Annotated in this window: 14 protein-coding genes; 10 read left to right on the top strand and 4 right to left on the bottom strand. The window is 42.3% G+C overall.

Annotated elements, in window-relative coordinates; translation table 11 throughout:
- Window positions 1-158: 158 nt before the first annotated feature.
- Entirely contained in the window at window positions 159-515 is a 357-nt protein-coding gene (locus AB4Z50_RS07345; protein ID WP_441877489.1) for a hypothetical protein, read from the bottom strand.
- Window positions 494-958 carry a hypothetical protein gene (locus tag AB4Z50_RS07340; RefSeq protein WP_441877486.1) on the bottom strand — a complete coding sequence of 155 codons (465 nt, stop codon included), beginning with the start codon at window positions 956-958 and terminating at the stop codon, window positions 494-496. The genes AB4Z50_RS07345 and AB4Z50_RS07340 overlap by 22 nt, the downstream gene beginning before the upstream one ends.
- Window positions 959-1,175: 217 nt before the next feature.
- On the opposite strand from AB4Z50_RS07340, the gene AB4Z50_RS07335 reads away from it, so the two are divergent.
- From AB4Z50_RS07335 to AB4Z50_RS07310, 6 genes are all read left to right on the top strand, one after another.
- On the top strand, window positions 1,176-2,087 hold the full coding sequence (locus AB4Z50_RS07335; RefSeq protein WP_441877483.1) for a Gfo/Idh/MocA family protein: 912 nt from the start codon (window positions 1,176-1,178) through the stop codon (window positions 2,085-2,087).
- Between the two features lie 14 nt (window positions 2,088-2,101).
- Window positions 2,102-2,896 (top strand): alpha/beta hydrolase, encoded by a 795-nt coding sequence (locus tag AB4Z50_RS07330; protein WP_441877480.1) that lies wholly within the window; start codon window positions 2,102-2,104, stop codon window positions 2,894-2,896.
- Window positions 2,897-3,112: 216 nt separating this feature from the next.
- A complete protein-coding gene (locus AB4Z50_RS07325) occupies window positions 3,113-3,481 on the top strand; it encodes a GntR family transcriptional regulator (RefSeq protein WP_076271901.1) in 369 nt (122 codons plus the stop codon).
- Window positions 3,478-4,356: an ATP-binding cassette domain-containing protein gene (locus AB4Z50_RS07320; RefSeq protein ID WP_441877476.1), complete on the top strand. Its 879-nt coding sequence runs from the start codon at window positions 3,478-3,480 to the stop codon at window positions 4,354-4,356. The genes AB4Z50_RS07325 and AB4Z50_RS07320 overlap by 4 nt, the downstream gene beginning before the upstream one ends.
- On the top strand, window positions 4,356-5,102 hold the full coding sequence (locus AB4Z50_RS07315) for a hypothetical protein (protein WP_441877473.1): 747 nt from the start codon (window positions 4,356-4,358) through the stop codon (window positions 5,100-5,102). Before AB4Z50_RS07320 ends, AB4Z50_RS07315 begins: the two co-directional genes overlap by 1 nt.
- 155 nt (window positions 5,103-5,257) lie before the next feature.
- A complete protein-coding gene (locus AB4Z50_RS07310; RefSeq protein ID WP_441877470.1) occupies window positions 5,258-7,174 on the top strand; it encodes an ATP-binding protein in 1,917 nt (638 codons plus the stop codon).
- A 42-nt stretch (window positions 7,175-7,216) separates the two neighbouring features.
- Here AB4Z50_RS07310 and AB4Z50_RS07305 read toward each other — a convergent pair whose 3' ends face one another.
- Together AB4Z50_RS07305 and AB4Z50_RS07300 are read right to left on the bottom strand one after the other, a co-directional pair.
- On the bottom strand, window positions 7,217-7,462 hold the full coding sequence (locus AB4Z50_RS07305) for an NHLP leader peptide family RiPP precursor (RefSeq protein WP_441877467.1): 246 nt from the start codon (window positions 7,460-7,462) through the stop codon (window positions 7,217-7,219).
- Window positions 7,463-7,577: 115 nt separating this feature from the next.
- Entirely contained in the window at window positions 7,578-8,510 is a 933-nt protein-coding gene (locus AB4Z50_RS07300) for a hypothetical protein (RefSeq protein WP_441877464.1), read from the bottom strand.
- Between the two features lie 374 nt (window positions 8,511-8,884).
- Here AB4Z50_RS07300 and AB4Z50_RS07295 point away from each other — a divergent pair, with 374 nt between their 5' ends.
- The 4 genes from AB4Z50_RS07295 to AB4Z50_RS07280 all read left to right on the top strand — a co-directional run bounded on the left by AB4Z50_RS07295 (window position 8,885) and on the right by AB4Z50_RS07280 (window position 13,654).
- Complete coding sequence (locus AB4Z50_RS07295) at window positions 8,885-9,454, top strand: hypothetical protein (RefSeq protein ID WP_076269627.1); 570 nt, start codon at window positions 8,885-8,887, stop codon at window positions 9,452-9,454.
- An 85-nt stretch (window positions 9,455-9,539) separates the two neighbouring features.
- Window positions 9,540-10,622, top strand: a complete 1,083-nt coding sequence (locus AB4Z50_RS07290; protein ID WP_441877460.1) for a Gfo/Idh/MocA family protein — start codon at window positions 9,540-9,542, stop codon at window positions 10,620-10,622.
- A gap of 239 nt (window positions 10,623-10,861) precedes the next feature.
- Window positions 10,862-12,313, top strand: coding sequence for a polysaccharide deacetylase family protein (locus tag AB4Z50_RS07285; protein ID WP_441877457.1), 1,452 nt, complete (start codon window positions 10,862-10,864; stop codon window positions 12,311-12,313).
- Between the two features lie 27 nt (window positions 12,314-12,340).
- Complete coding sequence (locus AB4Z50_RS07280; protein WP_441877454.1) at window positions 12,341-13,654, top strand: nucleotide sugar dehydrogenase; 1,314 nt, start codon at window positions 12,341-12,343, stop codon at window positions 13,652-13,654.
- The last annotated feature ends 1 nt before the right edge of the window (window position 13,655 follow it).

Here is a 13,655-nt window from a genome sequence, read left to right as displayed (position 1 = left end):
CGTTGGGAATAGCTCTAGAAACTAGCTCTATTTCCGCCAAACAGATCAAATGCGAACAAATAGAACTAAAAACTAATCTAATTTTCATAACTTACCCGCCAATATGCCTCAAATGCACAATTGTTAGTAGCGAGCTAATGTGTTTATTATTTCTAGGTTTATATAATCAATTGAGCAACTTTCGACGATATGCGGTAGGTGCGTATGCGTGTATGCCCAGATGCTTGCTCGAGCAGTCCTTGCTGCAGCAGATGCTGCAAGTATTTACGTGCTGTGCAGTGGCTGACACCTAGCAGATGCTGCGCTTCCTTGGGAGTAAAGGTTGATCCCCGCTCACGTTGCTGTCCCCATCTTAGGAGTTCTCGATAGGATGCAGGTAACGGTAGAGCCAACTTTTCGGAGCTTCCGAGACCATACAATTTCCCGAGCAACTGTTGAAGAAACTGCTGGCATTGTCTAGGCCGCTCACCGATGTCGTCATAGGAGAAACGCACTACAATCCAGTTATCCAGCACAAGCTGGTTTTGGCGAAAGCGATCATCTGAAAATTTTCGTCGAGACGCTTGTTTGTGATGCGGCCCGTATCCGTCAATTTCGATAGAAATTCGATATGGTGGGCGAACATAAGCAAAGTCGAGAAAGCGGCTGCCATAGCGATAATCATTGATCCCATATTCAGGATGCAATAGTCAAAGCTGCCGAGTACAGGCCACCATATATGAATTGCAAATAGCTGCTCGCCATGATCATCGCGCTCTTCTAATCGGCGTCTGCGTTCACTCTTAGTTTTGCGCAGTTCAGAATGCATCGCAATCCACCTCGTGTATGCTTGTTTCACTGTGTCCAAATGAACCAATCCACCTTCATTCCCACTAACAGATACAAAACGATTCACCATACGTAAAAAAACACCGCCCCACCACGAACAAATGTCCGAAGTACGAGCGGTGTGCTTCACCTAAATTAATTGTAGCCGAGCAGCGTTCAACTGTCACTAGACTTATACAACCTATTCGGATGAGTAATTGGATTTATTTATCAGGTACTATAATTTTCGTATTCAAATGCCAGCCTACGCAAATAAGTGTATAGTTTAGGGAGCGAGTTAAATGGATTATTGCTAATAGCTTGATGTAATCCTGTTAATAATGAAACTTATGAAGAGGTGGTTGAAAATGACCAAACCGCGTATTGGTATGGTTGGACTTGGAGGAATTGCACAAAAGGCCTATCTTCCTATTTTATCGAAAGCTGTAGACTGGAATTTTGTTGGTGCTTTTTCACCTAATGCAGAGAAGCGTGCAGTAATTTGTGAGCAGTACCGAATTTCATCCTATGGAAGCTTACTTGAGCTGGCTGACCGCTGCGATGCTGTTTTTGTACATAGCGCTACTGACACTCATTATGAGGTAGTGTCAACTCTGCTCAAACAGGGTAAGGATGTATATGTGGATAAACCGCTGGCAGCTACTTTGCATCAGGCAGAGCAGCTTGCGGAGCTCGCAGAAAAGTTTGGCCGGAAGCTGATGGTTGGCTTTAACCGTCGTTTTTCTCCTTTATACATAGAAGCAAAGAACCGAATGACAGACACGGCATGGGTTCGGATGGAGAAACATCGGACGAATTCAGTTGGTCCACAAACCGCAGATTTTACGATGCTGGACGATTATTTGCATGTAGTTGATACAGCACGCTGGCTTGCAGATGGGAAGGCGACTGTGATGAACGGCGTCGTTAATGTTAACGAGCATAATCAGCTGCTTTATGCACAGCATCACTACAGTACATTCGGCGGTTACACGTTATCGACTGCGATGCACCGACATGCAGGAACGAACTTGGAGCAGCTCGAAATTGTATCGGCAGGCGAAATTATTCGTGTAAAAAATATGAGTTTGCTCGAAGTAGAGCGTGACGATACAGTAACACAAACGTTGCCGCCATCTTGGCAAACGACTTTGAAACAACGAGGTTTTGAGGATGCTGTTCTTCACTTCATTCAATGTATCCTACAAGATAAGAATCCAAGCGTGAATGGTGAAGAAGCTCTGAAATCACAAAAGCTGCTAATGAAGATGCTGGAATAAAGGGAGTGCACGAAATGGGTCACGATTCAAAGGCATTGGCAAAACCGAAGCAAGCGCGAAAAAAGAGGGTGCTTATATGGACGTTAGCCATTGTTTTGGTATTACTATTGTCGCTGGCTGTCGCGTATCAAATGATGGTTTATTCACCATCTGCTGAGGCAAAAGCTGCGATGAAGAGCGATGAACAAGTTACGGTCAGCATTGGACAAGCAGGTTATCGCTTTGAACCGACCGCTGGAGCAGCCGGGATTGTTCAGCCTAATGTTATTTTTTATCCAGGTGGATTAGTAGATCCAAAAAGCTATGCACCTTTAGCTCACAAGCTCGCTGACGCTGGCCACCGTGTATACATTGCAAGTATGCCGCTTAATCTTGCTTTAATGGGGCAAAACAAAGCGGATGATTTTATTGCTGAGCATCCAGAGGAAAGTTACGTTATAGGCGGCCACTCGCTTGGCGGTGTTTTTGCTTCACGATATGCTGCGGAGCATTTGGATCAACTTAAGGGTATCTTTTTTCTTGCGGCCTATGCAGAAAAAGCTGGAACTCTTGAAGATGCTAAGCTGCCAGTATTGCAAGTCACTGCGTCTAATGATGGCGTGTTGGATTGGGAGGCATGGGGCAAAGGAAAACGGTATATGCCTAGCTCAACACAGTATGTCACGATTGAAGGAGGGAATCATGGTCAATTTGGTTCCTATGGCACGCAAAAAGGGGATCGACCAGCAAGCATTAAGCCGGAGGAGCAGCTGGAGCAAGTAAGCAATGAGCTGATCGGATGGATGAAGGGAATTCAAGCAACCAAATAACGGACTGTCCAGTTACTCCGACAAACGTACTGCTTATCAAAAGAGGACAAGAAGCTGTCTCACGGTTAATACCCGGAGGCAGTTTTTTTGGTTCTCAACGTTTAGCCTCAGAGGTCTGTATCACATGCTGTAATGAAATAGGCTTGACATTTATTGGTCACGGTTGTATGGTTAGTTACATAACTAATGAACCATGTAACCTAAAGGGGTGATGACGTGTTTGATGATCGAAGTCCCATTTACCAACAAATAGCAGACAAAATTAAAGACGACATCATAAGCGGCATTTTGCAAGAAGATGAGCAGGTCATGTCAACAAACCAGTATGCTGCGTTTTATCGTATAAACCCTGCTACAGCAGCGAAAGGCTTTCATTTATTGACGGAGGAAGGCATTTTGTATAAGAAAAGGGGAATCGGCATGTTTGTAAATGGCGAAGCTAGGCAATTGCTGCTGGCACAGCGCAGAGATCGTTTTTTCGAAGAGGTCGTCGATCAAATGCTTGCGGAAGCTGAGAAAATTGGTGTCCCTCTTGCAGATATCATTGGTCGCATCGAACAAGTGAAAGGGAGGACTGACGTATGACGCTAGGTATCGAAGTGAATCAATTGGGGCATCGTTATGGATCATTTTCAGCGCTGCACAATATTTCGTTCAAGCTCGAGGGTGGCAAAATATACGGTTTGCTCGGTAGAAATGGTTCTGGAAAAACCAGTCTATTATCGATCATAGCCTCCTATCGTCAGCAATCAGGTGGCGAAATAACGATAGATGGTGAAGCGCCATTCGAAAATGCACGCATCATGGAGCAAGTATGCTTTATCCAAGAAAGCGGCCATATGCCGGACACTTTATACGTTCGTGACGTATTAAAGCTTTCGGCTAGCTGCTGGCCCAATTGGGATGCAAACTATGCGGATCGACTCATTCGTCACTATGAGCTCCCGATTAAGAAACGTATATCTACCCTTTCGAGAGGAATGAAGTCGGCGCTTGGCGTGACGATTGGTCTTGCCAGCCGCGCACCGGTTACGATTTTTGATGAGGCTTATCTTGGCATGGATGCTCCGTCCCGCTACACCTTTTATGAAGAGCTGCTTAATGATTATATGGAAACGCCTCGTACTTTCATTTTATCTACGCATTTAATTGAGGAAGTAGGCAATTTGTTTGAAGAGGTGCTTATTTTGGATAAAGGTCGCCTAATCATGCATGAGGAAACAGATACGCTGCGGGCGCGCGGCTCATCTATAACCGGGCCAAGTGAAAGCGTGGATCGTTTTGTGAAAGGTTTGACGGTGCTTGGGGAGCAGAAGCTTGGTAAAACGAAGTCAGTTACTGTGTTCGGAGAGCTCACTGATGTGAAGCGCAAGCAAGCATTAGCAGCAGGGCTTGAGCTTGGTCCTGTATCACTGCAAGATTTGTTCGTTCATTTGACGAAGAAAAGAGGGGATGAATAATGAGCAGCAAGAGAAAACATCCCGTGCTTAATGTGGCACAGCATATGATGTACACCTTTCGTTGGACGATCTTTTTTTATTGGGTCATTTTTATTCTAATCTATATTGGTGTAGGATTCTTAATGAATGCTGAGGCTATAGTAGGACCTGATGTAGATGGGCAGGAGATTTGGGAAAGCACGACCATATCCCCGAGATTATTTCTGCTTGTCATTGGCATTCTGCTGACCCCTGCATCGCTTGCAAGCTTTGTTTCCAGTGGAGTAACGAGAAAGCACTTTATTGGAGGTGTGAGTTTAGTACTAGTCCTATTTTCAGCCATATTCGCCCTTATATTAACGATAGGTTATCCCGTCGAGCACTTCATATATGACAAAAAAAATTGGACATTAGAGCTGAACAATCCGCATTTGTTTTCTTCTTCTTTAGAGCTTGGCTGGATCTTTTTTGAATATTTCTGTTTGTTCTTTGCCTACTTTGGCAGCGGCTGGCTCATTGGCTCCGGATTTTATCGTTTTAATTGGAAAATAGGCGTACTAATTTCAGTTGCTGCCCTGCTGCCAATGATGGCGATGGAGGCTGTTCTATCGTCAGACTGGATAGGCAATCTATTGCAAACGGGATTAGAGGTAGAACGAGCATCGCTAGCAGCAGTCATTATTCTTGCCTTTGCTGTCATGCTGTGTATTGTAGCCTTGAATTTTATGATGCTTCGCCGTGTATCGATAAGAAAAAAGTTATTTTAATCCAAGTATTCAAGCTGTTTCCAAAGATCGTAACGATCTTTGAAAACGGCTTTATTTATTTTGTCAACAACCAAATTTTTGAAGGAGGCTTATCGAACATTGTCGAAATATAGTATGATATGAGCATTAACATTATCGAGTTTTTGAGGTGCATGATGAAAGTACTACGTAAATTTTTATTGATCTTCGTGTTTTTGCTCTGTATTGTTACTCCTTTTTTTGCTACGGCTTCTTATGCTGCTACTTTCCAAGCATTAACGAATGAACCAAATATCAGGATAACAGAATGGGAAATGATCTGGGAGGAGAATCCATCTGGAATTTCGGATCATAGTGAATTTCTGGAGAAAAAAGGCGCTTGGATCCCGTTTACCTACGGCGATCCATTACCTACTAAGCCTGCTAATATTACATCGGCATGGTTGAGATTTAAACTACCTGAATTTTACTTTTCAAGACCCGCTCTAATGATTAGCAGTCTTACTGCGAAGGATGTAATGATTTTTATTGATAATGAACTCGTATATAAGTCTGATCGTAATTATCCATATAATAGGAATGAGATTTTATTATCTTTAAGCTCGTATGAATCTAATAAAATGGTATACGTCTTTCTTCATACAGATGCAGACTGGCTAGGATTAAAGAAGCAAATCTTAGTTGGCGAGAATCAAACGCTCAGTAAAGATTTTTTGAAGCACGATATGCTGGATGTTGTATTGGGAGCAGCCCTTTTGTTCGTTTCATTGGCTATGTTCCTTATTATTATTTTTTTGAGAAAACCATATTTAGCTGGATGGAGTTCACTGTGCGTAGTTATTTTATCAATCGGTTTAATGATTCTCTCATATTCACCTTATCTACACACTATTTACGGGGAGTATGGATTTTATATTTACTATCTATTCGATTTAGCATCAAGCCTATTGATGCCTGCTATTTATTTCTTTTTCGAAAAGATTTTTGGAAGAGGCCCTTATGGGTTAATATTATTGTTTAGAAGGCTCCAGGTTATTATTTTAATTATAACAGTTATATTATTGTTTGCTTCTTTTATATCAGTTGAGATCAAAACTATGTATACTATGGTTACTATAATATCTTTCGGTGGCTCAATAATAATTGGGAATTTGCTTCTCGTCGGCTTGCTTATAAATTATTGTTTTCAAGGAAATAAAGAAGCTATTGTTTTAACGACTGGCTTCGGAATCTTCTCAGCAGTCGGGGTATCCGAAGTTATTTGGTATTTTATCAAGGGTATGAGCTATGATTTGTTTTTCTGGAAATGGGGCATTCTTAGTTTTATTGCTGCACTTGTTGTGATTCTTGCAAGGAGAATTTTAGAAAACTACGAACAGGTTGTTAAATATTCAAAACAACTTGAAGTGTTTAACAATGATCTTCAACGGTCTGAAAAAATGGAAATCATTAGTCAGTTAGCAGCTTCAGTAGCTCATGAGGTTAGAAACCCGTTGCAGGTGACGAGAGGTTTTTTACAACTTCTTCGTGAGAAAACTACGAACGATAAGGAACAAAGTTTTATGGTACTTGCAATAGATGAATTAGATCGCGCATCAGAGATCATAACTGATTTTCTTACGTTCGCCAAACCACAGCTTGAACAAACAACGCTTTTAAATATTTCAGAGGAGCTTCAACAAATTGAAGGTATACTGGTTCCTCTTGCTACAATGCAAGGTGGAGTAATCAATGTTGAGTTGGCAAATGACTTATTTGTAAGAGGTAATTCATCAAAATTTAAGCAGGCTCTAATAAATATTATTAAAAATAGTATTGAAGCACTGGACAAAGAAGGTGTTATATTAATTAGAGCTTATATGGATAATTCTAATAATGTCGTTATTTGTATAAAAGACAACGGTGAGGGAATGAATGAGGCTGATCTCGCAAGATTAGGAGAGCCGTATTATTCGAAGAAATCAAAAGGAACTGGTTTAGGGCTGATGGTTACTTTCCGAATTATAGAGGTAATGCAAGGGAAGCTTGAGTTTTTTAGTAAGAAAGGTTTAGGAACCGAAGCAATAATTCATATCCCATCTGCAGAAAAATAGCGCTGGTTGCTTTTAAAACCAGCGCTTTTTTTTTATTTTTATTTATTGCCACATAGCGCCTTGTGCTTGGATCGCTTCTTCTTTAATTGTTGTTGGGTTTTCTGGAATTACCAAGTAGTATTTATTAGCCGATTCTTCAACAACCTCTACATCGATTGTATCCGGAACATCGATTCCGAAAGCTTCTTTTATTGCATCTTTCGGATTGGCGATAAGTTGTTTCTTGAATTCGGCATCTTCCCAAGCTTTTTGAATGATTTGTTCTTTTAACGATTGTACATTGGACACAATAATCACCCTTCCGAATATGTATAAGTTTACCATACTCAGTCTATCATGCCCGTTCGACAAATTCTATATGAATTTTCAATTATTCGACAATTAATAGAATATATTGTACCTATTAAACTGAAATCTTAGACAAAAAGTAGTTAAATCCGCCCTCTAGAAGCAACTTTTTGTTTGATTCTATCGTCTCATTGGTATGGTTCAAATGTTTTAGTATAAAGCTATGGAATGCGACCAGTTCACTAGATCCCGCTTCCAATTCGATTAGTCGTTTTTCATTATCAATTGCAAGCTGAACATAAGGTCCGAGGCATCCTCGAATAAAGATTTCATTTTCAACCTTTTGCTCAGTTAAGGAATCTTCCGTAGTTTTATTTGCGGCAATCATTGCAAGCAGGCCATTATAGCTGCCTTCAGCCAGATCTTCTTTCCAATCCTGATAGTCGTCAGACATCTGAAGCGACATCAGCACAATATCGATGGCGAGCTCCATCTTCTCAATAAGCTCTGGCCGTCCTGCTAACAACAGTGCGCCAGTGCTGGCGATTTTTACGGGACCTGCTTTGCCAGCTGTGCGGATGGGGTCGTTTATAAAGTAATCATCGCGATCCTCTTTGGTTACACTCTCGGCCCAGTTCGTTACATAATGGTCGTAATACGCCCAAAATGGTGAAGTTGAAGGGAACAGCTCACGGAATACACGGAACATTTCGAGCATGAGCAGGTTGCCTAGAGCAAGCTGTTCCTTCCAATTTGATGCCGGCTTGCTGTCCATCACGTCATCCTGAATAAAAAAATAAAGCATTCCATATACATTAGCTAATGCAAGCGCTTCGCATTGCGAATCATTAATTCCGCTCGGCTCTATCATCCAGAAGGGGAGAAGGCTGCATATGTAATCCTTATTGCTGTCATGCTTCACAGGATTGAACTTATGCGCATAGGCCAGACCAAGGCTGCCGAGCGGTGCAGGGAAAGCTGCAATACGTTCTTCGGCTTTGGCATAAACAAGTTCCAGCTGTGTGGTATAGCGAGTAAACCATTCCATTTAAATGTCCTCCGCTGCAATAGAATGTAAGCCAAACGACCATACTAAATTAAGATTTGGTGCATATAAATAGTATATGAACGGTGTCAATCTTTTCCTACTATATCATTTTTGGAAAAAGAAAATCTTAACATATTTTTAAGCATGAGGAAGAAAAAAACGAAGTCTGTATTGAGTAAAAGCAGAAAATCCAGTAAAATGGATTAAGGTTATAAAAATAGGTGAAGTTAGTAGATGATCCTCTGTCACGCTATGCTTACAGAACTGGACTTAGGTCGGGGATGAATCTATTACCTGAGCAGGTTTAGAATTTAGTTCTCCTGCATTAAAGTTAATACCTAGATGAGAGTTCTTTAATGTGGAGGTAGTATGGCATGAATAGAGATGTTGAAATTTATGTTCTCTTAACGAATACGGGAACCTTATTTTCCAAGACAATTAGATGGTACACTAAAAATATGCTGAATCACGCTTCAATCGCATTTGACAGAGACTTGAATGAGGTTTATAGCTTTGGCAGAAAAAATCCGAACAACCCATTTTTTGCGGGATTTGTGAAAGAGGATGTACGAGGCGAGTTTTTTGAGAACTCAACCTGCGCTTTGTATAGATGTACGATTAGTCATTGCGCCTATATAAACATACGAAATCAAATTCATTACATGGAGAAAAATCGCGATCAGTATAAATACAATTTGCTTGGCATGTTAGGCATCATGCTTAATATTGAGATGAAACGAGAGTACGCATACTTTTGCTCGCAGTTTGTAGCCTCTGTTTTTGAGGAGAGCGGCGTGAATCTTGTTAATAAACCTTCCTTGTTCGTAACACCTGCTGATTTGGAGAATACAACGCTGCTGGAGCTCGTTTACCATGGTAAGCTGCAAGCTTATACAGGTGTTCAAGAGGAAATAAAGGCAACTGGAACCTTCCGCACTGCGTAAAGAAGATCTCACGTGTTGAGATCTTTTTCTTTTTTATAATGATCATTATGACGAAAACGGATTACATCCAGGAGGCTGGTTCACGATGTCTATTATTAGCTTTGGAATAGTTGGCGGAGGCTGGCGCGCAGAGTTTTACATACGTATCGCCAAAGCATTGCCGGAGAAATTCAACATTCATACGATACTTGTTCGTGACGAGGAGAAAGGGCGGCTGCTGGAGGCAAAATGGGGCATTCGTACGGTTCGCAATATGGATCAGTTTACGGCTGAGTCCAAGCAGTTCAGCTTCGCTGTCGTATCTGTCCCGCGAACAGCGGCTCCGGCTATTATCCAAGAGCTAGCTGAACGGCAAATTCCAGTGCTCGCAGAGACGCCTCCGGCTGCTGATTTGGAAGCACTAACCGACCTGTATCAATCGCTGCCTAAGGATGCAATGGTACAAGTAGCCGAACAGTATTTATTTCAGCCGATGCATGCGGCTCGTATTCAGATTGCCCGCTCCGGGAAGCTGGGTGAAGTATCGCAAGCACAGGTATCTGCTGCCCATGACTATCACGGGATTAGCTTAATTAGACAGCTTCTTGGCGTCGGGTTCGAGCATGCCAGCATTATCGGACAGACCTTTGAATCTAAGATCATGCAAGGGCCAAGCAGACAAGGTGATCCGCTTGAAGAACGAATGGTTCAATCTGTGCAGCGAATTGCAACGCTCCGATTTGGCGACAAGCTGGCTGTATATGATTTTACGGGAGATCAATACTTCTCTTGGATACGGCGCAGCCGCATGCTCGTAAGAGGCAGTAAAGGTGAGCTAGTAGACTCAGAAGTCAGTTATTTAAAAGATTACGCCACGCCCATTCATACGGAGCTTCGCAGAGTAGATACCGGTCAGCATGGGAATTTGGAAGGGTATTATCATCGCGGGGTTATTGCGGATGGCGAATGGCTTTACCAGAATCCAGTTGCTCCCGCTAGGCTTAGTGATGACGAAATCGCAATCGCGACTTGTTTGCTGCGAATGGGGCTGCTCGCTTCCGGTAAAGGAGCTTCCTTCTATAGCCTGGCAGAAGCAGCACAGGATCACTATTTGGCGCTCCTTTTGGGGGAAGCAATGGCTTCGGGACAAACGGTGCATACGGAGAAACAAGTGTGGATGCCAGAATAGTCATAATCACCAATTAGGACAATTAGCACTAAACAAAATTGGTACCAATTACATGCAGGTGTAAGTCTTCGGCTGTGCTAAAATTGTATGATAAGTAGAAGACTCGTAGTCACTATTTTTGTGATAGAGTCTTTTTTTGTTTTGAATATTCGGAATTTTCTGGAAATTATTATTTTTTTCTTGGAAAAACATATTCGATTTCTTAATTAATGGGTAATCAAGTTATAAAGGAGAAACAGATGCCATTTTTAACGAATAAAAAAAAGAATCCTGTCATTTTATTGCTGATGTTCGTGTTGCTGGCTCTTTCGGTTACAGGGTGCGCTTTGTTTCAAAGCAGCGGCAATTCGGGTGAAGAGAATAAACCAATAGAGACGGAAAAGCCTATCGTGCCTGTAAATGGTGAAAAGAGTAAAGTGATTCCATTTGTCTATACGACCAATAAGGAATTGTCTCTTACTTTCAATGGTATGGGTGATGAGAGTCTGATGACTAAGCTGCTCGATGAACTTGATCGTTACGATATTAAGGCGACCTTCTTTTTGCCGGGCATGAGGGTGGCTGAAGAGCCGGGAATCGCCAAGGAGATTTTGGCTAGAGGTCATGGCATTGAGAACAACACGCTTAGTCGGCTCGATCTAACTCATTTAAGTTATGAGCAAGTGTTTAAAGAGATCAATGTCAGCAATGAAGTGATCGAGAGGGAGCTAGGAGTAAAGCCTCAATATATGCGGACGAGATCCGGCGATTACAATGATACCGTTCAGCTGGCGGCAGCGCAGAGCGGGCTTTCGGCTGTTGTATCTTACAGTCTTAATTTGCATGAATGGCAGCAGGAATCGGAGCAAGAGAAAGCGGACTATATTCGAAAATATGTAACTCGGGGCGGCATTATTGCCTTGGATACGGAGCTGGATGGACAGGTTCTTGAATCGATACCGCTTATTGCGAAGGCAGCGGCCGAGGTTGGCTACAAGCTCGTTCCGCTTAAAGAGCTGGTAAGCAGTGGTCAAGAGAGAAAACCGCTTGAACAAATACCGGGATTTGATGCTGCTCGAAAAAATTCAAACGACAAACAATCGAGCTACAAGCTTATTTATAACTGGGAAAATAAAAAGAAGGTTGTGTCACTTACCTTTGATGATTGGGGTACCGACTACACGATTACAAAGCTGCTTGATATTTTGGAAAAGCATGACGTGAAGGCTACATTCTTCTTGCGTGCCAACGGGGTAGAGAAAAATCCGAATTTAGCTAAGGCGATAGCGGAAGCTGGACATGATGTTGCTAATCACACATACAGTCATCCTGTCATTACCAAGTTAACGCCTGAGGAATTGCAAGAGGAAGTCGTCAAGGCTCATCAAGTAATAACCGAAGCGATTCAGCAGCAGCCTACCATGTTATTTAGACCCCCGACGGGTGAGATTGATGATGAGCGGGCGAGAATTGTAGCTGCAACAGGCTACACATCCATTGCGATGTATGACGTAACGGTGTTCGACTGGGACTCTGCCAATGACGCCAACCATATCGTGAAGGGTGTTCTGGATCAAACGGTTGATGGGAGTGTTATTCTTCTTCACATGCTGGATAACATTCATACGATTGAGGCGCTGCCAGATGTTATTGAGAAGCTGAAAAGCAAGGGTTATACATTCGTCCCCATGTCGCAAATGTCTCTAAAATAACTTTTTCTTACTAGATGGAGATGACATATGACGTTATACGAAGAAATCGTTACAAGGCAGAAGAAAATAGCGGTCATTGGATTAGGGTATGTCGGATTGCCGATTGCAGTAGCTTTTGCGAAAAAAGTGGACGTGATCGGTTTTGATGTGAATAAAGATAAGATTGCACAATATTGCAGCGGGATCGATACAACCGGCGATATAGGCAGTGATGTGCTCAAAAATACCGAAGCGCAGTTTACTTCAGATCTGAATGAGCTTAAAGATGTTTATTTCTTCATTGTGGCCGTGCCTACACCGATTCAAAGCGGTAATATACCGGATTTGAATTATGTGAAGAGTGCGTGTCAAATGGTGGGCAGGAAGCTCAAGCATGGCGCAATGGTTGTGTTTGAATCGACCGTCTATCCGGGGGTGACGGAGGAAATATGTATTCCGATTTTGGAGGCAGAGTCGGGTCTTGTTTGCGGCGTCGATTTCAGGGTAGGTTATTCGCCTGAACGAATCAATCCCGGTGATAAGGTTCATCGACTAGAGAACATTACGAAGATCGTGTCCGGTATGGACGAGGAAACGCTGGAAACTGTCGCGAGCATGTATGAACTCATTATTGAAGCAGGCGTATTTCGGGCGGAGAGCATCAAAGTAGCTGAGGCTGCAAAAGTCATTGAAAATGCACAGCGAGATGTAAATATTGCTTTTATGAATGAGTTGTCCATGCTGTTTAACGGTATGGGGATAGATACAAAAGCCGTGCTGCAAGCAGCAGGCACCAAATGGAATTTCCTTAACTTTAGCCCTGGGCTGGTTGGTGGTCATTGCATCGGAATTGATCCTTATTATTTGACCTATAAGGCTGAGGATACCGGCTATCATTCCAAAATTATTTTAGCGGGACGCCAAATTAACGATGGGATGGGTAAGTATGTCGCTCAGCAAATCATTAAGAGGCTTGTTAAGCAGAAGGTGAATATAAATACAGCCAAAATAGGCTTTCTTGGCTTTTCTTATAAAGAGGACAGCTCCGATATTCGCAATACGAAGGTGACAGACATTATCGAAGAGCTTCAAGAGTACGGAATAACAACACTTGTGGCAGATCCAAATGTGGACAAGCAGCAGGTTTATGGCGAGTATGGCATCGATCTATGCGACATTGAGGAATTAAGCGGGTTGAATGTTGTTATTGTAGCGGTTCCGCATAGTCAAATTACGAAGATGAATGTTGAGGATTTTGACAAGCTGTATGACGACAACAAAACAAAGTTTTTGGTTGATATAAAAGGCGTATTTGATAAGCGGTTATTCGAGCAAAACGGATACGACTATTGGAGCCTATAGT

The sequence above is a fragment of the Paenibacillus sp. 2TAB26 genome, assembly GCF_052115145.1.
In the GTDB taxonomy this organism is placed as follows: Bacteria; Bacillota; Bacilli; order Paenibacillales; family Paenibacillaceae; genus Pristimantibacillus.
Note: the sequence above shows the minus strand (reverse complement) of the source record. Positions and strands in the feature narration are given on the sequence as shown.